The sequence below is a fragment of the Trichococcus sp. genome (genome assembly GCF_055118575.1).
In genome coordinates this window covers 1-24,905 of the sequence record NZ_JBSQPW010000038.1, presented here as the reverse complement: position 1 = coordinate 24,905, position 24,905 = coordinate 1, and the positions used below count along the sequence as shown (strand labels likewise).

General features: G+C 49.9%; 23 protein-coding genes, 1 pseudogene and 1 other annotated feature. Of the genes and pseudogenes, 4 read left to right on the top strand and 20 right to left on the bottom strand.

Going from position 1 to position 24,905, the window contains the following annotated elements; all coding sequences use genetic code 11:
- The 9 genes and pseudogenes from ACTCCX_RS10660 to ACTCCX_RS10620 form a co-directional block, all read right to left on the bottom strand.
- A partial coding sequence (locus tag ACTCCX_RS10660) for an amino acid ABC transporter ATP-binding protein (protein ID WP_463275980.1) occupies nt 1-531 on the bottom strand: 531 nt, incomplete at its 3' end.
- A gap of 82 nt (nt 532-613) precedes the next feature.
- Nucleotides 614-1,291 (bottom strand): annotated as a pseudogene (locus ACTCCX_RS10655) (amino acid ABC transporter permease); the annotation flags it as partial.
- A gap of 24 nt (nt 1,292-1,315) precedes the next feature.
- Complete coding sequence (locus ACTCCX_RS10650; protein ID WP_463275979.1) at nt 1,316-2,026, bottom strand: amino acid ABC transporter permease; 711 nt, start codon at nt 2,024-2,026, stop codon at nt 1,316-1,318.
- A gap of 265 nt (nt 2,027-2,291) precedes the next feature.
- Nucleotides 2,292-3,164, bottom strand: coding sequence for a transporter substrate-binding domain-containing protein (locus ACTCCX_RS10645; RefSeq protein WP_463275978.1), 873 nt, complete (start codon nt 3,162-3,164; stop codon nt 2,292-2,294).
- A gap of 39 nt (nt 3,165-3,203) precedes the next feature.
- Nucleotides 3,204-4,307 (bottom strand): uroporphyrinogen decarboxylase family protein, encoded by a 1,104-nt coding sequence (locus ACTCCX_RS10640; protein ID WP_463275977.1) that lies wholly within the window; start codon nt 4,305-4,307, stop codon nt 3,204-3,206.
- Nucleotides 4,291-5,349, bottom strand: coding sequence for a Gfo/Idh/MocA family protein (locus ACTCCX_RS10635; protein WP_463275976.1), 1,059 nt, complete (start codon nt 5,347-5,349; stop codon nt 4,291-4,293). Before ACTCCX_RS10635 ends, ACTCCX_RS10640 begins: the two co-directional genes overlap by 17 nt.
- Before the next feature lie 150 nt (nt 5,350-5,499).
- Nucleotides 5,500-6,546, bottom strand: coding sequence for a uroporphyrinogen decarboxylase/cobalamine-independent methonine synthase family protein (locus ACTCCX_RS10630; protein WP_463275975.1), 1,047 nt, complete (start codon nt 6,544-6,546; stop codon nt 5,500-5,502).
- 96 nt (nt 6,547-6,642) lie between these two features.
- Nucleotides 6,643-6,900 (bottom strand) — a binding site (T-box leader).
- A 203-nt stretch (nt 6,901-7,103) separates the two neighbouring features.
- Nucleotides 7,104-7,964, bottom strand: a complete 861-nt coding sequence (locus ACTCCX_RS10625) for an SDR family oxidoreductase (RefSeq protein ID WP_463275974.1) — start codon at nt 7,962-7,964, stop codon at nt 7,104-7,106.
- Between the two features lie 24 nt (nt 7,965-7,988).
- Entirely contained in the window at nt 7,989-8,348 is a 360-nt protein-coding gene (locus tag ACTCCX_RS10620) for a putative quinol monooxygenase (RefSeq protein WP_463275973.1), read from the bottom strand.
- 190 nt (nt 8,349-8,538) lie between these two features.
- Between ACTCCX_RS10620 and ACTCCX_RS10615 the strand changes: the two genes are divergently transcribed.
- A complete protein-coding gene (locus ACTCCX_RS10615) occupies nt 8,539-9,108 on the top strand; it encodes an NADPH-dependent F420 reductase (RefSeq protein ID WP_463275972.1) in 570 nt (189 codons plus the stop codon).
- A gap of 77 nt (nt 9,109-9,185) precedes the next feature.
- On the opposite strand, the gene ACTCCX_RS10610 is transcribed toward ACTCCX_RS10615, so the two are convergent.
- The 4 genes from ACTCCX_RS10610 to ACTCCX_RS10595 all read right to left on the bottom strand — a co-directional run bounded on the left by ACTCCX_RS10610 (nt 9,186) and on the right by ACTCCX_RS10595 (nt 14,643).
- On the bottom strand, nt 9,186-10,853 hold the full coding sequence (locus ACTCCX_RS10610; protein ID WP_463275971.1) for a peptide ABC transporter substrate-binding protein: 1,668 nt from the start codon (nt 10,851-10,853) through the stop codon (nt 9,186-9,188).
- A gap of 415 nt (nt 10,854-11,268) precedes the next feature.
- Nucleotides 11,269-12,021: an esterase family protein gene (locus ACTCCX_RS10605; protein WP_463275970.1), complete on the bottom strand. Its 753-nt coding sequence runs from the start codon at nt 12,019-12,021 to the stop codon at nt 11,269-11,271.
- Nucleotides 12,022-12,036: 15 nt separating this feature from the next.
- On the bottom strand, nt 12,037-13,200 hold the full coding sequence (locus ACTCCX_RS10600) for an ATP-grasp domain-containing protein (protein WP_463275969.1): 1,164 nt from the start codon (nt 13,198-13,200) through the stop codon (nt 12,037-12,039).
- A 375-nt stretch (nt 13,201-13,575) separates the two neighbouring features.
- The gene (locus tag ACTCCX_RS10595; protein ID WP_463275968.1) at nt 13,576-14,643 is read right to left on the bottom strand and encodes a hypothetical protein; all 1,068 of its coding nucleotides are present in this window, start codon (nt 14,641-14,643) and stop codon (nt 13,576-13,578) included.
- A gap of 312 nt (nt 14,644-14,955) precedes the next feature.
- Here ACTCCX_RS10595 and ACTCCX_RS10590 point away from each other — a divergent pair, with 312 nt between their 5' ends.
- Nucleotides 14,956-16,080, top strand: a complete 1,125-nt coding sequence (locus ACTCCX_RS10590; RefSeq protein ID WP_463275967.1) for a plasmid pRiA4b ORF-3 family protein — start codon at nt 14,956-14,958, stop codon at nt 16,078-16,080.
- A gap of 483 nt (nt 16,081-16,563) precedes the next feature.
- Here the strand turns inward: ACTCCX_RS10590 and rpoN are convergent, their stop codons facing one another.
- On the bottom strand, nt 16,564-17,859 hold the full coding sequence (gene rpoN / locus ACTCCX_RS10585; protein WP_463275966.1) for an RNA polymerase factor sigma-54: 1,296 nt from the start codon (nt 17,857-17,859) through the stop codon (nt 16,564-16,566).
- Between the two features lie 157 nt (nt 17,860-18,016).
- Nucleotides 18,017-19,339 carry a purple acid phosphatase family protein gene (locus ACTCCX_RS10580; RefSeq protein ID WP_463275965.1) on the bottom strand — a complete coding sequence of 441 codons (1,323 nt, stop codon included), beginning with the start codon at nt 19,337-19,339 and terminating at the stop codon, nt 18,017-18,019.
- A 617-nt stretch (nt 19,340-19,956) separates the two neighbouring features.
- On the opposite strand from ACTCCX_RS10580, the gene ACTCCX_RS10575 reads away from it, so the two are divergent.
- Nucleotides 19,957-20,526 (top strand): histidine phosphatase family protein, encoded by a 570-nt coding sequence (locus ACTCCX_RS10575; protein ID WP_463275964.1) that lies wholly within the window; start codon nt 19,957-19,959, stop codon nt 20,524-20,526.
- Between the two features lie 186 nt (nt 20,527-20,712).
- On the opposite strand, the gene ACTCCX_RS10570 is transcribed toward ACTCCX_RS10575, so the two are convergent.
- The 5 genes from ACTCCX_RS10570 to ACTCCX_RS10550 all read right to left on the bottom strand — a co-directional run bounded on the left by ACTCCX_RS10570 (nt 20,713) and on the right by ACTCCX_RS10550 (nt 23,665).
- Nucleotides 20,713-21,564, bottom strand: a complete 852-nt coding sequence (locus ACTCCX_RS10570; RefSeq protein WP_463275963.1) for an alpha/beta hydrolase — start codon at nt 21,562-21,564, stop codon at nt 20,713-20,715.
- Nucleotides 21,565-21,671: 107 nt separating this feature from the next.
- Complete coding sequence (locus tag ACTCCX_RS10565) at nt 21,672-21,890, bottom strand: hypothetical protein (protein ID WP_463275962.1); 219 nt, start codon at nt 21,888-21,890, stop codon at nt 21,672-21,674.
- Nucleotides 21,887-22,258, bottom strand: a complete 372-nt coding sequence (locus ACTCCX_RS10560) for an HAD family hydrolase (protein ID WP_463275961.1) — start codon at nt 22,256-22,258, stop codon at nt 21,887-21,889. The genes ACTCCX_RS10565 and ACTCCX_RS10560 overlap by 4 nt, the downstream gene beginning before the upstream one ends.
- 395 nt (nt 22,259-22,653) lie before the next feature.
- Nucleotides 22,654-23,022: a YccF domain-containing protein gene (locus ACTCCX_RS10555; RefSeq protein WP_463275960.1), complete on the bottom strand. Its 369-nt coding sequence runs from the start codon at nt 23,020-23,022 to the stop codon at nt 22,654-22,656.
- A gap of 292 nt (nt 23,023-23,314) precedes the next feature.
- A complete protein-coding gene (locus ACTCCX_RS10550; RefSeq protein WP_463275959.1) occupies nt 23,315-23,665 on the bottom strand; it encodes a winged helix-turn-helix transcriptional regulator in 351 nt (116 codons plus the stop codon).
- 135 nt (nt 23,666-23,800) lie between these two features.
- Between ACTCCX_RS10550 and ACTCCX_RS10545 the strand changes: the two genes are divergently transcribed.
- The gene (locus ACTCCX_RS10545) at nt 23,801-24,673 is read left to right on the top strand and encodes an SDR family oxidoreductase (RefSeq protein ID WP_463275958.1); all 873 of its coding nucleotides are present in this window, start codon (nt 23,801-23,803) and stop codon (nt 24,671-24,673) included.
- The last annotated feature ends 232 nt before the right edge of the window (nt 24,674-24,905 follow it).

Here is a 24,905-nt window from a genome sequence, read left to right as displayed (position 1 = left end):
TTCGCCCACAAGTTCCGGATCCAAAGCCGAAGTGGGCTCGTCGAACAGGATGACGTCCGGGTTGACCGCGAGGGCGCGGGCGATGCCCACCCGTTGCTGTTGGCCTCCGGATAGTTGCGAAGGATAGTAGGCCAAGCGGTCGCTCAGCCCGACCTTTTCCAAGGCGCGGATGGCCGCTTCGATGGCTTCTTTTTTGGGAACTTTGCGTCCGACGATCAGGCCTTCAGTGACGTTATCCAATACCGTCTTGTTGTCGAACAGGCCGTAATTCTGGAAAACGAATGCAGATTTTTTCCGCACCGCATTGATGTCCTTCTTGCTTGCTTTCGAAAATTCGGTCTGGATCTCATCGAAATGCAGCGAACCCTCGTCGGCGCGCTCAAGGAAGTTGATGCAGCGCAGCAAGGTCGTCTTGCCCGAACCGCTTGGGCCCAGGATCACGACGATATCGCCCTTTTCAACGGCGATATCCACACCTTTCAAGACTTCCAGTTCACCGAATTTCTTATGAATATTCCTCAATTCCAGCATGGTATCGCTCCTTTCGCGCATCTAAAAAATACTCCGGTTGGTTTTCTGATTTTACGGCAATGTTACGCCCGCGTTTGTAGCGGGACAAGCGCTGCTCCAACAATTGGAAAAACACCTGAACGAGTGAACAGAGCACAATGTACACAATGAAAATCACAAGGTACGACTCCAGATAATTGTAGCCGAATGCCGCTTCCGTCTTGGCGATGGCCGTGATATCCTGGACCGACATCAGAAAGGCCAGCGAGGTCGATTTCAGCAGATTGACGGTGCTGTTGCACAAGTTCGGCGTTGCCGCCACCAATGCTTGTGGAATCACGATCCGTCGGTAGGCCTGAACTGGCAGCAGACCGATCGAAAGGGCCGCCTCCAGTTGGCGCTTGTCGACCGTTTCGAGTGCTGAACGGAAGACTTCAGACAGGATCGCGATCGTATTCAGTGTAAAGACGATGTAAGCGTAATAGATCGGATTGATGCCGAAGACGTCGTAATCGATTCCCTGGCTTTTCACGAACACATTCAGCAGACTAGGGAAGATGCTGTACATCACCAGAATCTGGACGATCAAGGGGGTTCCTCTGATGAAGGACACGTAAACTTGGGAAATGCGGGCCAGTACTTTGATATTGCGTTGTCTTGCCACTGCAATCAGGAAAGCGAACGGCAACGCGAGCAACAAGGGGATAAAGGTCAAGCGCAGCGTTGTCGGGATGCCTTTCAACACGAGGATCAGAATTTCCTGCACATAGGCTAAATCAATGGTCATGCGTCTTGCTCCTTTCTCTTAGGCCGCGCGCAGCGGTTGTTTTCCTGCCGATAGTTTGTCTTCCGCCAGTTTGAATGCTTTTTCGATCGCCAGCGTCAATAGCCAATAGATGCCTGCCAAGGCGATGTAGGTCTCGATCGAATACCCGCCGAGATTGCGCGCGATGATCAGCTGGCCTTTGCCCATGATGTCGACGATACCGATCGTATAGGCCAAAGCTCCCTCCTTCATCAGCAGGATGAACGAGTTCCCGAGGTTCGGCAACGCGCTCACAAGCGCTTGGGGCAAAACGATCCTTCTGAACGCTTGTGCTTCGGTGAGGCCGATACTGAGGGCAGCCTCACGCTGTACTTTGGCGACTGCCGAGTAAGCCGAACGCATGATTTCCGAACATGGCGCCGAGAACAGAAGCGACAGCGCGATGATGACAAAGTAGAGGCGGTTCCAGCTGTTGATGTCGATGCCGAAGACGCCCAACAGCAATTCCGGCAGGCCGTAAAAGACCAAGAACATCATGACGATCGAAGGCGTGCAGCGGATGATCCAGATGTAGCCATGGACGATTGCGCGCAGCCATCTCGGGCCGCTGAGTCTTGCCCAGGTCGCCAAAAATCCCAGGATGCCTCCGATCACGATTGTACCGATCAAAAATTGCAGCGTCACGCCGAGACCGGACAGAATGTCCGGCACAGCCTTCCAAATATAAGTGATGTCGAATGGACGATTCATTTTCTTACCTCCCTTTGTAGCTTCGTCTGTTGTGTTCCGTTCTCCGGCAGCGCCGGGGAACCCGATTTGTCGGATATCTGTCAGTTATTCGAGGATTTATCTTGCGGTCGCGGGCGATTTGTCGGATGTTTCTCAGCATCCAGCAAATCCGGCTAGAATCGAGCCCAACTTGTCGGATGCACCGCTTCTATTCGACAAGTTTCCGGATCGGCAACTGGATCCGATACTTTCACCGGCACACAATTCCCCAACGGCAGCGCATATCTTATTCTTTCACATATTGGAAGGTGTTTTCGCCTAGGAACTCGATCATCAGATCATCGATTGTGCCGTCCTCTTCCAATTGCAGGAAGGCTTCGTCGTATGCGTCAGCCAGCTCTTGTTGATCTTTGTTGAACAACGGCCAAGTCGGCAGCGCTTCGTAGACGAAGTAGGAGAAATCATCCTTGTACTGGCTGTAAGGTGCACCTTCCGCCAGTACGTTCACTTCATAAGCGGTCTTGACGGCGAAGTAGCCGTCATAGCGGCCTTCCAACAACCATGTGTAGGCGTCCGCAATTTCGAATACGTCTGCCGCAGTCAACTCGATCGGCGTATCCGGGTGTTCTTCATTGAATTCTTGGATTACATTGTACTGGGCGTTGTTCGGCGAGATCGGAACCAAACTTTTACCGGCAGCCGCGAACGTTTCTAAATCTGTGATTTCAGCTGCATCTTCCGAACGAATCAGCACACCGATGCTGCTGGCGCCGATGTAATTTTCAGGGAAAATGAATTTCTGGGCGCGCTCCTCGGTGTACCAAGCGCCTTTCGTGCCGACATCGTACTTGCCGGATTCGATCCCAATCAACAGATCCTCATCGGAAGTCGGCACATACTCGAATTCATACTGCGGCAACAACTCGTCGATAGCCTTCAAAACGCTGACTTCATAGCCGGTCGATTCGCCGTTCTCATCCACATAATTCATCGGCGCGGAACTTTGCGTGTGGGCTACCTGCACCGTAGTCACTTCCACCGCCTCGGCTGCAGAACCGCTCGTTGCTTCACTTGTCGTTTCCGCTCCGGTCTGGCCGCATCCAGCTAAAAATGCCGCCCCCAATAAACTCACTGTCGTCACTAATCTTTTTCGCTTCATATATTTACTCCTCCTGTAGGTTCTGTATGTTTCGGTTCGTTAATGGCTTGCTGTTTTTAGGATTGTCGCCTGCACTTTTTGGGCGGCTGCGTTGATGCGTTGGTAAAAATCCGGATTGGCTTCCAAGGAAATCGCGCAGCCCGGCGCAAATACGATGCCCGTGTCGCCGGTTTCGGCAACGACGTCCGCCAAGCGATCGACCAACAAGTCTTCGACTTCCTGCGCCTGATTCGAGAAGGTCAGATCAGTTTTGGGGGAGATACCGCCGACCAGCACTTTATCCGTCAGGGCGCGTAGTTTGCGGAAACTCAAGCGGGTTGGATCCTCCGCGTGATCGCTGCCGTCTTCCCAATTGATGGCCTGCACATCGTAATCGATAAAGCGTTCCACAGCCAGATCGACATGTCCATGCGCATGCAGGATATTGAACCAGGTACGGTCCTTGATGTAAGCCAAAAGGTCATCCGTATAAGGTTTGGCGAAAGCGGCATAGTCGGCTTCGGATATGTCGCCGCGCTGGCTGTACTGTTCGGCGATGAAGAAGCCGTCCACACCGGCAACGATCAATTCGTCCACGAACACTTTGTTGGAGGCATGCAGCACATCGAGCGCCGCCTTCAATTCCTCCCGGTGATGCTCGAGAAAAGCTGCGATTGGACTTTCTTCCGGTCCGTCGACGATGTGCGCGATCGAATCATTCCCAGGCGCAAATTGCTTCACCCATGACAAAGGCGAGAAGACGGTGCCGACGACCACTTTTTCGCCGTTGTAGTGTTCCACGATTTTCTTGGCAAAAGCGGCTTCGCGCTGGATCACCGGATTATCCGCCTTGAGCGGCACCAAATGGGTCAGATCTTCCGAGCTCCGGATCGGATATTCCAGGATCTTGCCTGCCCATTCCTTCGCATCCGTCGAGAAGGTGATCGGAGTTCCATAGGCCTCCGCAAAGAATTGTCCCTGCGACATCAGCTTGATCAGGTCCCAATCATTCTCATCGGTAAAGGCGATCGTCGCTGCGGCGAACGCTTCGACATCCCTGTCGACCAACGGCATGTGGCGCCAACCGGAAATGGCCGGTCTGTCCAAAGGTTGCTTCTTGAGTGCTGCTTCTATTCTTTTTCTTCCATTAAATGTTTCTGTCATTTTGTGTATCCTCCTGTTCGATGGGTGTCCATGTCTGCGTTGCTTGCGATCGGTATGCGGTGGCAAGAATGCGCAATGCCGTTATCCCTTGTTCCGCTGTCACGAAAGGTATTGCATCCTGTTCGATGCTTTCAACAAACTTATCGACGATTGGTGTCAATGGTTCCGCGTATAAGCTGTCCTGTGACGGATCATCCAAGTAGGTCCTTTCCCCGTTTTTCCGGTAGATCGCCACCGGATGTCCGTCCGCATAAGTGACGGCAGTAGCCTTTTCGCCGTAGATGACGGTCTGCCTTTCGTTCGAATAATCGAACCAGTGGGTCAGCAAGGTCCCTTGAATGCCCGAGCGATGTTGGAGTTGCAAGACCGCGTAATCCTCATAAGGAACCGGGCTTCCATCCGCCAGCTGCTTTCCTTGCGTCGCGGTCTGGGCCAACACTGCAGTGACAGGATCTTCGCTGAACAAGTAGTTCAACAAATCGATGCGGTGGACCCCCACCTGCGCCAGAGCGCCGTTCGTATGGCCGATCCGATCGTAGAAATCAGGGACCGCTGTACCCCAACCGTCATTTTCCTGCCCTTGGTTGGCCAATGTCGTCCGGTAGGCATGGATCTTCCCGAGTGTTCCCTCTGTCAGCAACTTTTTCAGCAGCTGATGCGCGGGATACAACCGTTGATTATGGATGATCATCAGTTTTTTGCCCGTCCGCTCAGCCACCTGCTGCATTCGTTCGGCCTCTGCCACCGAATCCGCCATCGGCTTTTCACATAGCACATGCTTGCCGGCTTCCAGTGCAGCGATGGTGATGGGGCTGTGTGATTGTTCGTTCGTCGCGACGATGACGGCATCGACTTTTCCATCTTCCCAGATTTCCTCAAGGCTCCGATAGACTTTCCCGCCGTACTTCTTTTGGAAAGCTTCTGCTTTGGCGATCGTACGGTTATAGAAACCGACCAGATCGACTTTTTCGTTTTTATGGCTTAGAGGGGCATGCCTCTGTTTCGAAACATCCCCACAGCCGATGATGACGATCCCGACCATGGGACCCCTCCTTCCTGAACTCCGGCTTATCCGAGTGGCTATCGTTTTAAAGTATGTGTCTGATTCTAACACGGTGCTTGTTTTAAAAATAATATCGATTGTCTATCAGGGTTGACCGGCTTTGGCGAACACCGCTCCTGCCGTCCCGTTTTATTTTTGCAGCGCTGTCGTTTGTGTGTTGTTTTTGCCCGAGACACCCGCCGCTGTTTGCCTTACCAATTCCAAACGATCCAGTCCGATCTGCGGATCGACGGTGCAGTCCGCTCCGATGATGACGCCTGTATCGCCGATTTCGTGGATGATATCGGCTGTGAATTGGGCGATGTCCGCCTTGTCACCCGAGTCCAACAAGGTGCCTGCATTATTGTCGAAGCCGCCGATCACCGCTTTGTTCCCGAAGAAATCCTTGCCTTCCTTCAGGCTGATTTTTTCGGTATGGACCGCCCAGTTGTAGGCTTTCGCTTCATAATCCCGGTAGTACGACAAGTCGTTTTGATGATGCTCATAGCCGCAGATATGCAGGATGTTGTAATCGCTGACTTTGTTCGCCTCCGCCAATACCGTCAATTCACTCGGCGCGATGTAATTTTGATACGCTTCTTTGGTGGCAGTACTGCTTTGGACGTTCTGCACGCTCAGATAGATGCCGTCCGTGCCCGCCTCTTCGATGACTTTCTGGGTCAAGACTGCGATGTCCTTGGCGATTTCATTTGCCGCATACGCGAGGGCTTCCGGCTCGGTTTCGAAGAAGCGGGTGAATTTTTCGGGATCCTTGTCCCACGCTTCGAAGGCAATCCGGATATAGTTCGCCGGAGAAAAGATATTGTAGAAAGTTGCGACCTCGCCGTTGAAGGATTCCTTGATTTGTTTGACCGTCTTGACCTGCTCCGTGATCCAAGGGTGCTCCGGCCCGACTGCCTGGACGTTGTATAAGTCATCGGCATGCTCGATCGTTTGTTCCAACAGGCTCGGATGCCCGAAAAAGCCATCGCTCATGATTTTCACGAAATCGGGTTTGAAGGCGTCATAGAATTCCTTGTGCCCATCGATCACTCGATCCAAAATCGATCTGTCCTCCAAACCACGGAATTGAGCATCACCGAAAGCAAAGTGAAACCAAAAGCCAACCGGCACACGCTCCGTTTCCTTGTTGTCGAAAGTGTCAAAAATCAATTTTCTTCTGTTGTTGTCTGTCATATGTATTCCTCCTCGAATTTAGAAAAGCTGAATAGTTCGCTTAGCCCTGAAGCTAGCCAAATGTAAATAAAAAGCCGCCCTTCCTGGATTGATTCCAGAAAGGACGACTGTGACATCGTGGTTCCACCTTTTTTCGCGAAAAGCTTGCGCTTGCCGCCTCAACCGGTACGGAGCCATTTGCTGCGCTCGATACCGTTGCCTGTCTAACGAGGGCGTCCGGATGCGCCTGCAGGGACTCCCTGTCAGCGCATCAACTCCGAGGCCATTTTTCCTGTGCTGCCGTCCGCTCTTTTCCACCGACCAAGAGCTCTCTGAAGGACTTCCAACAAGTACTTTCCTCTTCTTTGCTTTTTTCTGTATGGCTTTTATTTGATAGACAAAGTCTACCACCGCAGCCACAGCCTGAAAAGCACACGATTCCGAACAGGATTGACAGGGAGAAGCGAACATCGGGTTAGTTATGCGTGGGGTAAAACATGGATAACCGCTAGTTATTCATGTCTATGCGCAAAAAGGGCCGCCTCGTAATGAGACGGCTCCTCCTATTACCTATTAAATTATTTTGCCGCGGCAGCCTGGTAATCCAGCTCACCGGTCAAACCAAAATCAATATACAGAACTTGACCGCTCAGGTAACTGCACAGGTCGCTGCCGATGAATACCAACGGATAACCCATTTCTTCCGGTCGACCTGCTCGGCCGTTCCAGCTCTTCAGGTAAAGATCGTGCAGCACTTGTGCGCCACCGGCTTCCGTGCCATCACTGCTGGCAGCCAGGTTGAACTCTTTGATCAAAGCCGTCTCCGTGAAGCTTGGCCCGATTGCGTTGATGCGGATTTTACGTCCGATGAACTCCGGTGCACGCGTTTTTTCTTTCACATATGCAGTGACGCATTGCTTAGAGAACTGATAAGGATCCGGAGTCTGCCCATCCGTGAACAGATCCACGTGCGCATCCACCCATTTTTCAGTCGCTTCGAATGTCGGGCATGCCAATACTTCACCAACATTCTGCATGTTATGCTCCCAACCATAGCCACCAGTGGACGAAATGAAAGTAACTGAACCGCCATCAGTGATTCTCGGCAACAGTTCCTCAACCATGTAGCGTTGACCAACAAAATTGACCATCTGGATGAATTTCTCTTTACCTTTGCCGATGCCCACACCATGACACATGAACAAGGCATCGATTTTCTCGGGCAATTGTGCCACAACCTCATCGATTGTCGCTTTTTGGCTTAAATCAGCCGGAATGAATTGAAATACGGGCAAGTCCGTCTCATTGCGATCGACAGCATAGACTTTTGCCCCTAAGCTCAATAATAACTCTGCAGCAGCTTTTGCCATGCCTGAAGCCGCGCCGGTAATTACGACCGTCTTACCTTGATAGCCTAATAATTCTTCAATACTTTTCATGATTGATAGTCCGCTCCTTTTGTATTAACGTCTGAACCCACCGATTGGCGCCATGTATTTAGCCCCAAAACCGTCCAAAGCTTCGATTACGTCTGCATTTGGTGCACCATAAACGACAAAACTGGTTGCATCGCCGAAAGCCAGCAAACGTGCAGCATATTTTTCTTTGAATGTCGCAAGATGCGCTAAAGTTGCTTCATCACTTTCGTAGCATTCGTAAATATGGCAAATTTCTCCATCTTCCGAAATAGTCCATTCATAAGCCAAAGTGCCTGGCTCATTTGCCTTTGTTGCGTTCACCATTTCATTCATCAATTCTTTCAAACCGGATAATTCTTTTGTATTTAACGTTAACTCAAAAATCCACGAAATATGTTCAAACATGCTTACATCCCCAATCAAATTTAATTATCCCCATCTTATAGGACAACATCCCGGCTGCCTAGTACGCACCTTTTTGTAACCTACTGATGAAAAAGTGCCTACTTACAGTTTGATAGTTAGGATGTCTATAATAAATGCATGGAACGAATGGCTCATTCCATACCAAATAAATTTCTCAGGAGGAACCAAAATGAACGTAACAATTTTCGGAAAAGGCAATATGGCAGCAGCAATCGCAAAGAATTTCGAAGCTGCAGGAAATACAGTGAATTATGTCGGGCATGAAACGGATGCAACGCTGAATGAAGTCGTTGTATTGGCAGTCCCATATCCTGCAGTCGATGACGTGATCGATCGCTACAAAGAGCAACTAAACGGAAAAATTGTCGTTGATATCACCAATCCGTTAAATTTTGAAACGTGGGATGAATTAGTTGTGCCGGCGGATGGATCTGCTGCTTCAGAAATCCAAAAGAAACTTCCGAACAGCAAAGTTGTCAAAGGCTTCAACACAAATTTCGCCGGAACCTTGGATTCAGCGAAAGTCGGCGGTGAAATCCCTACAGTCGTGTTGCTGGCTTCTGATTTCGCAGACGCGAAAGAGCAATTAATCACTGCGCTGAAAGACAGCCCGTTAACCGTTGTTGACGCCGGCAGTTTGAAACGCGCCCGCGAACTGGAAGCATTCGGCTTCCTGCAAATGACATTGGCCGTCAAAGAAGCAATCACTTGGGCCGGTGGATTTGGGATCGTTAAATAACTCATTTTACAGCAAATAACTCCCGCCCTTTCAAGCGTAATTACTTGAAAGGGCGGGAGTTTCGCATTTATATTAACTTATTTTTCTGCAACATAGGCCGTGCGGAAGTACATAGGAATACCGACGGGTTGTATTTGGACATCCTTCAAAGAAGGATCAACCAAGTTTGCGTTAGCTCCCTGGTAAATCGGCGCCGCCGCAGCATCTTCGGTCAGCAATAATTTCTCGGCTGCCAGCAAAGCTTCCCAACGTTTTTCCGGATCGTTTGCGTATGCACCTCTTGTGTCGGCAAGCAACGTATCGTATTCCTCATTGGCGTAATTGGAGCTGTTCATAGCATTCGTCGATTCGTACATGTCCAAGAAGGCAATCGGATCCGCATAGCTAGGAGTTGAGGTACCGTAGGCAATGTCGTATTCCCCGTTGGCGGTAGCTTCCAGACGACTCTTCAGCGGAACATTCCGGATGGTGACGGTCAATCCAGGCAGATTTTTTTGCCACTCAGCCTGCAGGAATTCAGAAGTCGTTTTGGATGTATCAGCGTCGGATGTCAACAGCTCGATTTCCAACGTTTCGATGCCCAGTTCAGTTTTGGCAAGTTCCCATTCTGCTTGGGCAGCCTCAATATCAGTCACACTCAAGTCACCGTTTTCTGCACGGAAATCTTCTTTCGTTTCCGGATTATAGGCATAGCTTGAAGGAACATGGCCGTTTAAAGGCACAGATCCATCATTCAGGACCGTTTCAACATAGGCATCCTTGTCGAAAGACTGCGACAAGGCTTTTCTCAAATGAACATTTCCCGTACTTGTTCGGTCTTGATTGAACCACAAGTAGCCGACCAAAGCTTTAGGTTCAGTAACCAAAGCGTCGGAGCCTTCATATTGCTCGATATGCGGGTTACCGATTTGGGTAAATTGGACATCGCCTGATTCAAAAAGATTGACGTTCGTCGCTACATCCTTCGTGACTTCCCAATTGATCTGGTCAAGTTGCACATTTTCCACATCCCAATATTCTTCATTCGGAACAAATGACCAGTTCAGGTCTGTACCTTCCCAGCCTTCCACGATGAAAGGCCCGTTGTACACGGTATTCTCACTGTTCGTTCCGTACGCGCTGCCCAATTCGGTGGCCAAGATATGGTTCTGAGGAAGGTAAGCTACCATCCCTAAGAGTTCCTTGAAATAAGTGGTCGGATACGCCAAAGTGAATTTAACTGTTTTTTCATCGATGGCTTCCACACCTAATTCCGTTTTATCCACTGTACCGCCATTGATCGCTTGGGCATTCTTCAAGACATAAAACTTGTTTACATTTGGAGAGCCGGTATTCGCATCCACAATTTTTTGATAGGTATAAACAAAATCCTCCGCCGTAACCGGATCTCCGTTGGACCAGTTCGCATCCTCCTTGATCTTAAACGTATATTCCAGACCGTCCTCGCTGACGCTTGGTTCCTCGGAAGCAATCCCAAGTTCCAATGCGCCATCAGCACCGATACGATACAAGCCTTCAATAGCGTTCCCGATGACGACCATACTCGATATATCAGGAGCCAAGGCGTTATCCAAAGTTCCCAATTCACCGCTGTTCGTCACGGTGATGACCTGCTCTACTTCCGCTTTCGCAGCGGAACTACTTGCAGCCGCGCTGTCTGAACTTTCTGCCCCTCCAGTCGAGCAACCCGCAAGCACCAAACTTATAGCTAACATTGTTGAAAACAACCATTTTTCTCTTCTCATATCGTTCCTCCCGGGTACTTATTCGCATTATATTATATCCAATTAATTATTTATATTTACATTTACGTTTGTTTATCATAGCATTTATATAAATTTTGCGATAATTCAAAATATCGATCACTATTGATAGGGAAAAACGTTCAGTAGGTTGATTGGGTTGGGTTGCTTATGTATCTATAAAACATGAATAAAGTCCAAGTATCCATCTTTTTGGGCACTGGGGGCACGGAATAAGATGAATAACGGAAAAGTATCCATCTTTTCGAGCCGCCATCGGACCAAAAGCATGGGTTACGGCCAGTTATTCATGTTTACGCGCAAAAAAGGCGGCCGGCTCCGACCTCGGCCCCTAACATCCATCATCACGCAACAAAAAGCCCTCCCGGCAAAATGCCGGAAGGACGATAGTTTCTTCTCAATTCAATTTGCCTTGCTCATTCAATTTACCCAAGAAGTATGGCATCTGGACGCGCCACCATTCCCAGTCGTGGTGGACATTTTCGCCCCAGAAGTCGATCCAGGCGGGGATGTTCTTGAAGCGCAGCGCTTCTTCGATTTTGCGGGTGTCTTTGATGCTGACTTCTTCCCAGTTGCCTTGGCCGGTGGCGACGATGATGTTGCCGGAACGGTATTTGTCGAGGAACCAGCCGTCGTTCAGATTCCACAGATAATCGATCGGCGAATTCTCGTAGACGTTACGGTCGTGGTAATCACCGAAGAAATAACGGACATCATAAAGGCCGCTCAAGGCAATGACTGTATCGAAAGCATCCGGATGGCGCAGGTAGAAGTTCAGGCTGTGGTAGCCGCCCATGCTGCAGCCGGTCGCAATCATCGATCCTTGATAACCGGTCTGATACTTGATGTGCGGAATAAGTTCGTCGATGATATAACGGTCATAACGTTCGTGCATGTTGGCGCGGTCGTACGGGCTTTTCCATTCGCACAGCCAGGATTCGTTGTCGACGCTGTCCGGTGTGTAAAACTGCACCAAACCTTGATCGATGAACCATTGGCAGGCTTCAATCATGCCGAAGTCCGCGTATTCGTTGTGGCTGCCGCCGGATGAAGGGAAGACGATGATCGGTTTCCCGGCATGTCCATAGCGGTTGAAACGCATTTCGCGGTTCAGGTGGCCGCTCCATTGTGATGAATATTCTACGTGCATCTTTTTTCCCCCAGTCTATTCGGTCACGGAAATCATATGGATGATGTCCATCAGTTCTTGATATTCTGCCGCACGGATGACGTAGCCGAAATCGCCCATGATGGCCGCAAAAATCCCCGGCATTTCCTCGAACAGGACGACATTCCCGCCGTAACGGGCCATCACTTCCTCATGCGTGAAGCGGTAAGGATGGACGCCCTTGCGGCTGACGTAGCAACAGTAATAAGGCGCATGCATCTGCGCGTTGAAATGGCCGGTCGCAACCAATTCGCCATAAGCGGCATACAAATCGACATCATTCGCCCAGTTCCACATGTCCATCGTATGCCCACCCGGCGGACGCAGATTGGCTTCCAAGGCAACGAGACTGCCGTCAGGTAAACGGAAAAACTCAAAATGGAAGAAGCGCTCGCGGACATTAAAAGCCTGGACGAGCTTGGTGCCGACTTCACGCAGATCATCCGGCATATTGCGATCCACATAGTAGAACATATCCGCATTCTTTTCCACAATTTCCAACACTGCTTTTTCATACACCAACGTGGCATCAAAAAGGATATTCCCCGCGGCATCGGTCAGACCGTCATAAGTGACGATCTTCCCGTCGATAAATTCCTCCAGGATGTAGGATTCATAAGGGTTCTTCACATGGAAAAAATGTCCGAGCTCCTCTTCGGAACGGATTTTGTGCGTATCCGCCGCACCGACGCCTGAGTCCGGTTTGATGCAGACCGGAAAGCCGTATTCGTGGCACAATCCAAGGGCATCGTGATAATCGCCGATGACACGCCCGCGCGCCACCCGGATGCCGATTTCGTTGAATTTTTCTTTCATGGCGGATTTCAGTTTTACGAAGGCCATATCTTCGTTTTTGAAGCCGAAGACGTTGAAATCGGTACGCAGACGGGCATCCTGGGCCAGCCAGTATTCGTTGTGCGATTCGATCCGATCCATCTTGCCATGCTTGTAAGTCAAGTAAGCCACCGCACGCAACATTTCGTCGTAATTTTCCATGTCATTGACGCGGAAATACTCTGTCAGGCTCTCGCGCAAGCCAGCATCCAACAACTCATACGGCTCGCTGGCGATGCCGAAAACATGCACGCCCGCACGCTTCAGACCGACTGCAAAATTCTTGAAATTGCTTGGAAAATGGGGAGAGATAAAAACGTAGTTCATGGGAATTCCCTTCTTTCTTCCGTACATTAGATTATAATGAGAATGTACCATTATAACGGCAAATTTACAAGCGTTTTTCAGATGGGGAGGGGAAATAGTGATACAATTGCTAAGGTTTTCTGATAAGCTATGAATAACTAAAATCCACTTCTTTGAAAGGCATGAACAGTATGAAAAAGATAAATCGGTTCTCAGCCAAAAGAGCATCCGCCAGAATCACTCGGCTCTCATCAAAATCACGAACTAAATTGCTTTCCGCACAATCAAAGCAACCGTCGAATGATTCGAAAATCTTTTTAGCATGTGTGTTTGAATCCATGGCTGAATACGATAAAGCTCTACAGGGATTGATCGAGCGTTAACAACCTCACTTTCTTAAACGAACAGCCAATCCAAATTCAGCAATTCCGGAAAACTGAGTATCAAGCGGTTTACCTCGTCCAAATTCAGTTCCTCCAACTCCAGTTCGCCTGCCCGAATCGCATCCAATCGTTGCATCGCGACACCACTCACGAAAGCCAGTTCATCCGTCGGTTTGTTGACGAGGAAGATCAGTTCGAACAACGCACGTTCGACCCGATCCAGAAACGTGTCATAACAAACTTCACCAATTCCGATCTGTTTTGCCGATCCGTGCGCTATCCTCCCGCAAGCCGTAAGCATATGGTCGATCGTTTCATCCATGTCGGCATAAAAGATACGGATCCTTTTCTCGTCCAACGAAAACGCCAAATGGTCGACGTCGCTGAAGTTTGCGGAGACCTTTTCAAAGGACGCGATTATGCCAGGCATCTGATGCGTGACCGCCCTCGAAGCAAGCATATCGTCAATAAACATCCGTTTGGAGAGGAAATGCAGTTCCAACGGGACGCCATTTTTACGGAACTCAAGCGCTGCCCGGTTGATGATTTCATTGCGGAAATCAATCATGCTGATAACCATATCCGGGTGCTCCCACATCTCGGTTCCATCAGCTGCCGCCACTTCATCCTCCTCACTGGGATCCCAGACCTTTTCCTCTACCTGACGCTCAATTTCCTCCCAGTTATCGGGCATGCCGTAGATCATGACGAACTGCCTGCCTTGGCGGTCCACCGCCTCAACCGTCAGCATTTCATGAAAATAATGATACGCGAAATTGTCCATGAGGGCATATTCGGTTCCATCAATCACTCTGGTGCCGTATGTATTCGCCATGCTTTTATAGAATGCTGCAGATTCATTTCCGCTGACGTATTGCTGTTCATCCATCAGATTCAGACACCTCAGCTCCTGAAAATGCAGTTCGAGAAACGGAAAGCGTCCATCCTGAGCAGCCAAATCGCTCAATCGCTCCTCCGGCGTTCCGTCATCACGCAATCCATCCAATACCTCTTCCCAGTCCACTCCAAAAACAATTCGTGCCGTCTCCTCATGGCTCTCAAAAATATTATCCTCGTACATCCTCATCAGCCTCTCTTTCAGAAAATATCCCACAAATCACAAGCACAGCGATCAAAAATAAATAGATCTCCGAAATGGTTGCAACCTTCGATGTCCCTATCATACACCTGCATCTAAGGCCCAATCCACTATGTGAACATGTCACAAAATTGACTTTGGTGCATGTTGATAGCAAAGCCTTTCTACAGGCCAACGCCATTTTTTTGAATACCCTATTGCAAAATCGGGTTGCTTCCTGCATCCTTAATTGGGTATGATGGGAACAAACAACATCACTCAAACTAAGACGGTTCTTACCAAGGGGGCTTTTATGTGTTTTACGAAATGATGATAGAAAAAAATTTTTCTACGGGACTGAATACACGCATGATCTGGATCGAGGAAAATTCCACATTTGAGCAACTGCATCAACAGGTTTTGGAGGTCTTTAAGGAGAATAGCCCCAAAAATCATTCCTTCCGGATTATACGCTCAAACGGAAAAAAGCAATCCGGTACCACAATTCAGCAGCAATCCTTCACCGACCAGGCTGATGCAGATCCCTTTGATTACAACGATGAATCCGAGAGCACCCGTCTTTTTGCAGATTGTTTATATGAAAAGGATGTCGTTCTTAAAAGCTATTTCAAGAAGACCGGGGATTCCGCAGCGTATACCTCCGTCCAGGATAGCCCAAATGAATATACCCTCACGCTGAACAAAATATTATCTCCTGCAGCAACAATATTGGCCCAACTCAACCAAATCGTTGATTTGTCCCCCGAGCGTGGAGAAAGCTATGACAATTTAAAAGAACAGTTGAATAGCTTGACACAGTTACTGGGTACATCCGCCGAAAAAACTAAAACAGCAACTTCCGGACCTAAGCCGACACAACTATACTCATTCAAGATCACGCTCGAAGACGTCGGCGTCCCTGTCTGGCGGAAAGTTCAGGTCCTCAGCAACAGCACTTTCCTGGAGCTGCACAAAATCATCCAGATCCTGTTCGATTGGCAAGATGAGCATCTGCATGATTTCATGATCCAAAAGTCGAAAGGCATCCGGCAAAAAAATGTTACCATCGAATCCGCCGATAGCGATCCCACATTCGCAAACTTCTTTTTCAAAGACGAGCAAACCAGCTACACAGAGGAAAAGGAACACCTGCATGATCACTTTCTGGTTGAAAAAGATCAAGCCCTTTACACTTATGATTTCGGGGATGATTGGCGCCACAAAATCGTGCTGGAGAAAATCCTTGAGCCGGCAGAGGGCATGGTCTATCCGGTCTGTACAGCCGCCAAAAATGATGCTCCCTATGAAGACAGCCGCCATGAAGTCCTGCATGGAGAGCTGAGCCTCCTCAACAGCAACGCCAAAGCGATTGTGGCGGACGTGAATGCAGAACTGGCACGAAGGATGCATCACAAAAAAATGTCTCGCAAGAAAAAGTGACAAAACGCGATATGCCCACGCTCTGGTTGTCAGATTCTTCATGTTTATCAAACACACTCCAGTGAAATCGCAGATATAATACACTGCAGTGCACAAGTCAAAAACGGGCTGTCTCAAATGAGGCGGCCTCTTTGCGTACACCGGCTGAAGGAGCGTTTGAAATCCCGGCCCCAGCTCCGGTGTACGGCCCACTCACCGGAGCACACCAATAGCAATCAGATCTAACTCCGATGAAGCACTCTTCATCGAAGAACCGAACGGGAGTACGTCCTGCACTCCGGCGAAGCATACGCTCGCCGGAGAAGAGCGTCGAGAGATGCAGCATCTGAATGGCGTTCGCTAGCCGTAGCAGCCTCAATACCCGGCCAGTTATGAATAAAGCTAAAAAAACGAGGGAATGTCTCATTGAATGATGAGACACCCTCGTTTTTTGTTGCGTATTCTCAAAAATAAAAATGCCAGCCGATTATTGTGCCTTTCGCTTCAGTCAAATCGTTTCCTTTTTGAAGTTGATGGAATATTGAGTTCCGTCCGGTACTTGGCCACCGTCCGCCTGGAGATGTCAATTTGTTCACCGGTCAGAATGTCGACTATTTTTTGATCGGACAGCGGTTTGTGCTTATCCTCTTCCTCGATCAGTTTTTGGATCCGTTGTTGGACGGAGCTTGTCGAGAGTGCATCCGACTGATCCGTTTTTGCCTTGCGGGAGAAGAAGTGTTTCAGCTCGTAGATGCCCGAGTCGGTTTGGATATACGTGTCGTTGATCGCCCGGCTGATGGTGGATTCGTGCAGACCCAATTCATCTGCGATGTCCTTTAATTGCAGCGGAGCCAGCGGATGCGCTTCATCAAAGAAGAACGCCGCTTGTCTGTGCACGATAGCCGTACTGACACGTAAAATCGTTTCGCTGCGGATCGCCAGACTTTCCTGCAGCGATTCGTATTCTTTCTTTTTGTCTTTGATGTACTTCGCGACTTCCTTATCCTTGTGCTGCTCCAGTTCCTCAGCGTACGCTTTGTTGAAGGAAAGGATCGGCACGCCGTAGCGGGATTCGTTTATCTGCAGCTGCGCATCTTTGATGGTGACAATGATATCCGGTCTGACGGAGATTTGCTCTTCGGATTGGAAAGCCATCCCCGGAGAAGGCGTCAGATGCTGGATGAAATCAAAAACTTTTTGGATGCTTTCCAACGGCACAGCATATCGCTTGGAAATGGCGCCCCACTTCCGGTTGATCAGATCGTCGAACGATTCTTCCAACACGAGGTAGGCGATATCGGGTGCATCCTCCCGCCGTTCCGTCTGCAGCATCAGACATTCCTGCAGGTTACGCGCCCCGATGCCAGGTGGATCGAGTTGTTGCAGCAGCGTCAAGGCATCCATCAGTTGGATTGGAGCAGTCTTCGTTTCAGTCACTGCTTCTTCGATGCTTTTGATGACATAACCCTTATCGTTCAACTGGTTAATCCACCAAACAATCAAGGTGCGGAGGTAGGTATCCCGATAAGTCAGCATAACTTGCTCCGTAATATATTCATAAAGGGATTGTTTACGGTCGGGTATCCAACTCAGATCATTGGCTGGACCACCGCTTCGGGAAACTCTCGACTCCCTGACTTTCAGCTGCAGAAAAGGATTCTCCAAAACCTTCTGCTCCAGATAGTCACGGACATCCAGCCTCCCCAACTGGAGCAAATGGATCCCCTGCAGCAGCTGAGGAGAAAGCGTTTGCTTTTGCGTTTGCGTTTGGGTAAGATTTTGGCTTTGGCTTAGATTCAATACAAATTCCCCTTTCTGGTTCAGGTCTCTTTCAATAATGCATGCACTGACACTATACCATTTTTCGTTAAAAAATGGCTTCGTTTTAGCGCAAAAAAACGTTACCCTCAAGAAAACTCATCCGAAGGCAACGAAAAGACTATCCAGCTTTTCCCGCTCATTCATCTCCAACCGACTTCACAATGCTGTAAGCATCCACAACCGACTGATCGGCGGTTTTGTAGGTTGTGAATGTCAGGGAATCGTCGGTCACTTCGACATTCATGAAAGTCGGTTCCTCCAACTGCAGCGCGACGGCCGCATAACGTTCATAGACGAAGGAATCCTGCATGTCGTAATATTTGGAATCAGAAGCTGAGTTGCCGGTCAGATAGAGCGTGCCTTCCGGATCGACAGCGGCGCCTGCCTCATCGTAGGCGATTTCCTCAACGACCGCATCGCCTTTCATCTGATAGGTCCGCACATAGACATGGTCATGCCCCATCAAAGCCACATCGATGTCGAGTTCATCGAAGACCGGCACCAACCCGTCTCGGAAAGCCAACACATCCTCATCGAGCGCATGGTCACCACTGCTGTAGATGGATTTGTGCAAAAGCACAATCCGATGGGTAGCCTCCGGATTTTCCGCCACCGCCAGTTCCATGGCTTCCCGGTGCTCCTCGATGTCGTTCCTTTGGGTGTTCAAAGCGATGAAAAGCGTATTCCCGTATGTGAAATAGAAGTCGCTGCCGGCTCCATCTTCCCCTAGTCCGGTCTCGTTGGGCGGGTTGAAGTAATCTGCAAAAAGCACATCATCGTGGTTGCCCATCAAGGTCATGATTGGATAATCGGTCAGTTCTTCCGGGAAAAAATAGCCGTCATATTGGTCCAAATTGTTGGCGATATTCACTTGATCGCCCGCCGAAACGAGGAAATCGGTAGCCGGAAAAAGATCCGTGGCTGCTGTCACCGTCCAGTCCCACCCATCCGCATCGATTTGCGTGCCATCGCCGGCACCAATCTGCGGATCACCGAAGAAGAGGAAGTTGAAGTCACCGTCCCAAGGATCCTGCGTCCGAAAAGTGTAGGATTCCGACCAGGCTCGGTAGCCGTCCCCGAAGCGGTAGGCATAGTTTTTGTTCAGTTCCAGGCCGGAAACCGTCGCTTCGTGCGTGGAATAGCCGCTCTGCGTTTTGGTGACGGTCGCTTCAAAGGTTTCGGTCGACACAACATTACCTTCCTCATCCAACAAACTCAACTCCACAAGCCCTTCTTTTTTCGTTTCCGGAGTGTGCCAACTGAACGTCCGCTCCGTTTCATCCACTCCGGGTGAAAAAGCGATATAGAAGGCGTCCAACATGGTCGGATTATAGGCGGTTGATGCCGACTCTCCGACTACGGATTCTGTGATTGATTCATTCTTACAGCCCGTTGCAAACGCCAACAAAAGCAAAACTAAAGATAGGCTCTTCATACCGTATTTTCTGTTTAACATCATTGATCCCCTCCAAAACGCTATAGGGCCACTTGTAAGAAAACTGATTTACCTACATTATACAACACTGCGCCTTAATCTGTATTGCCGGCGCTTGCAGTATCGTGCCTCACCCATAAGCGGCTGTCCATATCGTTCCGCCTGAAGATTTGGACGCCGACCTGACGCGCCGCAGCGCCAAAAACGCGAATAATTGTCACTTATCCGAGAAACAGAAACAGAATGTTACCGAAATAGTCGAATGGCGCTTAGCATTCGACTATTTTTGTGCTTTCGAAAATCGAATGGTCGCATGCGTCCGGTTTATTCGACTATTTCGACTACAGCAAAGGCCGCCAGATGTGATTGCGCCGAGAAGGAACGAGATATGATCAGCTATATGTCAGCGGTGGACGTGCGAAAATCGCTTCTCCGGCGAGGGGTTGTTCGTCGGAGGACAGCGGTATCTTGCGGGTTCTTCTCCGGCAAGCCTGTCCTCATCGGAGCACAGACTGTAATTGTGAGGCGAGCTCCGGCGTAGCCTCCGCTCGCCGGAAGAGAAAACACTCCTTGTTGACTTGCCCCCTGTCGCAAGTAGTATAATTGAGTTGTAACCGCTTCAAAAATCAGGAGGACTCCCTATGAAAAAAACTTTATACTTGATGCGCCATGGTCAGACGCTTTTCAATGTCCGCAGAAAGATCCAGGGCGCCTGCGACTCGCCGTTGACGGAGCTCGGCATCCAGCAAGCCGGAATCGCCAGTGCCTACTTTGATGAAATCGACCTCGACCACGCCTACAGCTCAACAGCCGAGCGTGCCTGCGATACGTTGGAGATCGTGACGAACGAACTGATGCCTTACCAACGCCTGAAAGGCCTGAAGGAAATGCATTTCGGAACCTTCGAAGGCGAGAGCGAGGACCTCAACCCCAAAGACAAGAGCACCTTTTTCGTCCAGTACGGCGGTGAGTCCGGCGACCAGGTGAAAGAGCGGATGGTCCGTACCTGTACCGAAATCATGGAGCAGGACGACCACCAGACAGTGCTCGCCGTCTCCCACGCTGGCGCCTGCATCCACTTCCTGAGCGCTTGGCAGGATCCCCACGAAGTGATGAAGGACGGCATCACCAACTGCTGCGTCTTCAAGTACGAATACGACGTGCAGGAGAAAACCTTTGCGCTGTTGGAAGTCGAACGGCACGGGTTCTGAAGTTTCTTAAAAAATTTGGACAAACAAAAAAAGTTAAGGACGCCTCCCCAGTTATTAGAGGCTGACCTTAACTTTTTTGCGCATTTTCTGTTTTTAAATGGTTCCTGAAAAATGTGAAAAACCTGAAATGATGAATGTCTCGCATTTATCCATCTTTTTCCTTCACATCCTTAAAATTTCATATCCCTAACTCCATCTGACTTCTTCCTTCAACTCGATCGCGAAGCGTTTCAGCAACCAGGCCTCCACCAAATCGATCCACTTGGCGGCATTTTGGTCGACAAGCGGTTTTGAATCTGCCGTGGCTTGCGTTGCAAGGCTCAAGCCATGCGGGCCTTCCTCGAACACATGCATCTCAAACGGAATCTTGTTCTCCGACAAAGCCATGCCCATCCGCAGCGTGTGACCGACTGGGACAAGCGCATCCGCTGCCGTGGCCCATAAGAACATGGGCGGTGTTTTGTCCGTCACCAACAAGGCCGGGCTCACTTCAACTAATTTCTCATCGTTAGGGCATGCTTCCCCCAACAACCACGTAACTGAGGCGTCGAACAAAATGGTGGCCATTTCATCTTTTTCCGTATCTTTCATGAACAGATAGTCGCTCAACGTATACCCCAGAATCGTGGCAGCGGGACGGAGTTTTTCTTCCGACACTTGGTAATGATCGGTCAGGATCGGTTTGTTCCAATAAACGGAATAGGTCGCGGCATTGTGCGCGCCTGCCGAAAAGCCGCACAGCGCAATCCGATCCGTATCGACCAGCCATTCATCGCTATGTTCATGGATCGTCAGCATCGTTTTGCCGATATCGCGGATCGGGGCAGGGAACACCGTATGTTCGCGCCTCTCGACACCGCCAAAAATCGATTGGAAAGCTTCATCCTTGTTCAAATAAACGGAATAGCGCAGGACAAAGGCGTGATAGCCCATCGATGCGAACTTCAGCGCCACAGGTTCAGCTTCCCGATCCGAACAGGAAAGGTAAGCGCCTCCCGGACAGATCAGCACAGCCGGGCGACTGGCTCCGTCCAACATTTACGGCGAATCAGCCAGAACGTAGGTCGTTAACGTAACATCTTCCCGTTCAGGATATAATTTTAATGTTTCAACAAGCATAGTCGATTTCCTCCTTAAATTAAGCTCTAAAAGTTCGTTCCCCACACCCCGCAGAACGGATCTACCGGGCTTTTGCCTTCGAATGCGGATTTCCCGATCAGTTTTTCCACGATGACTTCGGTGACCCTGTCGTTCGCGCTGTAGCCGTTGATGTAGGTCTTGATCATCGGTGCATCGATCGCCTGCTCCGGCGAAGCCAAGTCTAATCGGAGCTGGCGCTTTCCTCCGGTGAGCGCCCTTCTCATCGGAGGTGCGGTGCCGGTAATTCGCTCTCCTCCTGCGAGCGAATGTTGGCCGGAGCTGGGCGCGTGGATCGAGGCTGTCCTCCGACGAACAAGGGCTCGGCGGAGGTGATAGATTTGATCAGTTCCAAGTAATGCGCGTTCTTTTTGACGCACATCGCATCTTTCTCGGCTGAGGAATACTGATCCGCAACCCCGCCTTGCACCAAAATGCGCTCCAGCGAATCGATTCGGCTGACGCCCTTCAACTCCTCGTTGAATGCCTCATCCACTTCAATGCCTAATTCCGCTCCCAATTCGCGCCAAGCCAAAAAGTGAAATTTCGCTGTATCGGTAATTACACCATCCAAATCAAATAGTATCGCTTTCATGTCCCCATCCCTTTCGTCTGCATTTCTGTCCCGGTTGTCCCCGGGCTAAATTTAGTCAAAGCTTACGCAAGAAAAAGGCGCTTGTCAACGGATAGCTATGATGGTCAATTATTTTACAATCAAGGATCCGACCGGCCGCCTATCACCCCATCCATTTATCCGATTCACAAACGATTTCGCTACCATTTGTGAATCGGATACACCAGGCAGCCGGATTATCCGCCACAAGTCTGCTTTCTATTAGAATATGTCATCTATTTGCATCCAACACAAAAAACGGGAACTGATCCTTCTCCAGCAAGGCCGAAACTCCAGACCCACTACTGACGATCAATCCCCGCCACAAACCGTTAAATATATTTACAAAACCCTATCTTTTAAATGTATCTCAGTAGTTACGCAACGCGATAGATTTCCGCCCCGAACGGGAACAATGCCAGCTTGGCATGCTTGAAGTGCTGGAGTCCGAATGGAATGCCGACGATTGTCAGACAGAAGATGACACCCAAGATGACTTCCTCAGCCGCCAACGCCACTCCGCCCAACAGCATCCAGATGACATTGATGACGAAGGATGTACCTCTCTCGCTGATACGGATTTCCCGGCCAAACGGCACTGCCGCCATCACCGCGAACTTAAAGCACTGCATGCCAATCGGGATCCCGACGATGGTCAAGCACCACAGAACACCGATTACGATCCAGGAAGCAAAACTGATAAAACCACCCAAAACAAACCAAATCAGATTCATTAAGAAATTCATGATTGATCCCTCCTTTACCGTATCATTGTACACCCTGGTACGCTCACAGGCATCGGACTAAGTACTGAATTTTCAGCTACGCTCTATTCTTTGCTAACGGGCCCTGCTCCAGTGAACGCAGGCTTCGCCGGAGTTCGCCCAACATTTCGTCTGCGTCCTCCGATAAGGCTGGCTTCGTCGAAGTTGGGGCTGAAAGTTACCGCTGTTCTCCGGGGAGCGGACGCTTGACCGGAGCTGATGCCCAGTTCCGGTGCGCTCCTCCGGCCAACCGGCACCACCCAAATCCTTCAGCCTATTTCCCAGGCAGATTCTTTTTGCTCCACTCACCCATGCTCTGCAGGATCGGGATGAAGCTTTGCCCCAGTGGCGTCAGCGAGTATTCGACTTTTGGCGGGACTTCTTTGTAGACTTCCCGGTGAACCATATTGTCTTCTTCCAACTCCCGCAACTGTCTGGTCAATATTCCTTTTGAAATATTCGGCAGCAGCCGCTGGAGTTCGTTAAACCTTCTTGTCTGCTCGCTCAAATTCCATAAAATGATGATTTTCCATTTGCCTGCAATGATGTCCTGCGTCTGCGTGATGGGACAAACCGTCGCTTCCAATTTCTCGTCTGCGGGGTCCCCGAACCAGCTTCTTGCCATGATAAATGCCTCTCTTTCGCAATGGTCCTGTTTTTGTGCCTAGGTCATAAAAAAGTGCCTACTTTCAAAAAAATACCTACTGCTATATTATTAGGTTACTAATGAAAAGTAAACACAAAAAGGGAGAGATAACAAATGAAATTATTGGTGACAGGAGCAACAGGGAAATTCGGCACAAAAGTTATGGAGATTCTATTGAAGACTGTACCGGCCGAGCAATTGGCCGTCAGTGTCCGCAACCCTGAGAAAGCAGAAGATTTACGCGCTCAAGGAGTGGACGTTCGCCAGGGGGATTTTGATCATCCGGAAAGCCTGAACGCCGCCTTTGCGGGTGTCGATCGTTTATTGCTGATTTCTGCGGATGGCGATAATGAAACCAGAATCCGCCAGCACGCCAACGCGGTAGCTGCGGCGGAACGTGCTGGCGTTTCCTTCATCGCGTACACCAGCTTGGCGAATGCACAGGGAAGCAAAAATTTATTTGCCCCGACGCATCAGGCTACGGAAGCGGCCATCCTGAAAACAGGCATTGCCTACTCCTTCTTGCGCAACAACTGGTACTTGGAGAATGAAATTTCAGGCATTCAAGGTGTTTTGGCAGGCGCTCCTTGGCTGACATCGGCAGCGGACGGCAAGGTTGGTTGGGCACTACAACAAGATTATGCGGAAGCTGCGGCTGCTGTCCTGGCAGGCGAGGGACATGAAAATACAGTCTATGAACTGTCAGGCAAGCCTTTATCTCAGGAAGAACTGGCTGCGGTGCTTGGTGAAGTATTGGGCAAGGAAGTACCTGTCCAGCAGGTTGATGACGCTGCCTATGCCGAAGTAATGGTAGGCGCCGGTGTGCCGGATTTCGTGGTCCCAATCCTTGTCGAAATCCAAAAAAGCATCCGCGTAGGCTCGCTGGATGTCGAGAGCGATGACTTCGAAAAACTGCTCGGCCGCCCGGCAACGCCGATTACTGAAGGGTTGCGCCAAATCGTGGACGGACTTAAGCAAAACAGTTGATTCCGACCAACACTCGAACCCACAGAATGTATGACATCACTATCAGAACCAGGGGCTGCCTCGCAAAGAGGCGGCTCCTGGTTTTTTCTCCGGTGAACGCGGCTTCGCCGGAGTTCGCCCCACATTTCATCTTCGTCCTCCGATAAGGTCGGCTTCGTCGAAGGTGCGGCTGAAAGTTACCGTTGTTCTCCGGGGAGCGACGCTTAACCGGAGATGACGACCCCGTCCTGTC

Coding starts and splice junctions, on each gene's coding strand:
- ACTCCX_RS10635 (WP_463275976.1), bottom strand. CDS start 5,349: ATGGTCGGGATCGTCATCATCGGCTGTGGGGATGTTTCGAAACAGAGG.
- ACTCCX_RS10560 (WP_463275961.1), bottom strand. CDS start 22,258: ATGAAAGCGATACTATTTGATTTGGATGGTGTAATTACCGATACAGCG.
- ACTCCX_RS10625 (WP_463275974.1), bottom strand. CDS start 7,964: ATGAAAAGTATTGAAGAATTATTAGGCTATCAAGGTAAGACGGTCGTA.
- ACTCCX_RS10605 (WP_463275970.1), bottom strand. CDS start 12,021: ATGCACGTAGAATATTCATCACAATGGAGCGGCCACCTGAACCGCGAA.
- ACTCCX_RS10615 (WP_463275972.1), top strand. CDS start 8,539: ATGAACGTAACAATTTTCGGAAAAGGCAATATGGCAGCAGCAATCGCA.
- ACTCCX_RS10545 (WP_463275958.1), top strand. CDS start 23,801: ATGAAATTATTGGTGACAGGAGCAACAGGGAAATTCGGCACAAAAGTT.
- ACTCCX_RS10610 (WP_463275971.1), bottom strand. CDS start 10,853: ATGAGAAGAGAAAAATGGTTGTTTTCAACAATGTTAGCTATAAGTTTG.
- ACTCCX_RS10550 (WP_463275959.1), bottom strand. CDS start 23,665: ATGGCAAGAAGCTGGTTCGGGGACCCCGCAGACGAGAAATTGGAAGCG.
- ACTCCX_RS10570 (WP_463275963.1), bottom strand. CDS start 21,564: ATGTTGGACGGAGCCAGTCGCCCGGCTGTGCTGATCTGTCCGGGAGGC.
- ACTCCX_RS10630 (WP_463275975.1), bottom strand. CDS start 6,546: ATGACAGACAACAACAGAAGAAAATTGATTTTTGACACTTTCGACAAC.
- ACTCCX_RS10600 (WP_463275969.1), bottom strand. CDS start 13,200: ATGAACTACGTTTTTATCTCTCCCCATTTTCCAAGCAATTTCAAGAAT.
- ACTCCX_RS10555 (WP_463275960.1), bottom strand. CDS start 23,022: ATGAATTTCTTAATGAATCTGATTTGGTTTGTTTTGGGTGGTTTTATC.
- ACTCCX_RS10640 (WP_463275977.1), bottom strand. CDS start 4,307: ATGACAGAAACATTTAATGGAAGAAAAAGAATAGAAGCAGCACTCAAG.
- ACTCCX_RS10575 (WP_463275964.1), top strand. CDS start 19,957: ATGAAAAAAACTTTATACTTGATGCGCCATGGTCAGACGCTTTTCAAT.
- ACTCCX_RS10620 (WP_463275973.1), bottom strand. CDS start 8,348: ATGTTTGAACATATTTCGTGGATTTTTGAGTTAACGTTAAATACAAAA.
- ACTCCX_RS10565 (WP_463275962.1), bottom strand. CDS start 21,890: ATGAGAAGGGCGCTCACCGGAGGAAAGCGCCAGCTCCGATTAGACTTG.
- ACTCCX_RS10650 (WP_463275979.1), bottom strand. CDS start 2,026: ATGAATCGTCCATTCGACATCACTTATATTTGGAAGGCTGTGCCGGAC.
- ACTCCX_RS10580 (WP_463275965.1), bottom strand. CDS start 19,339: ATGATGTTAAACAGAAAATACGGTATGAAGAGCCTATCTTTAGTTTTG.
- ACTCCX_RS10595 (WP_463275968.1), bottom strand. CDS start 14,643: ATGTACGAGGATAATATTTTTGAGAGCCATGAGGAGACGGCACGAATT.
- ACTCCX_RS10645 (WP_463275978.1), bottom strand. CDS start 3,164: ATGAAGCGAAAAAGATTAGTGACGACAGTGAGTTTATTGGGGGCGGCA.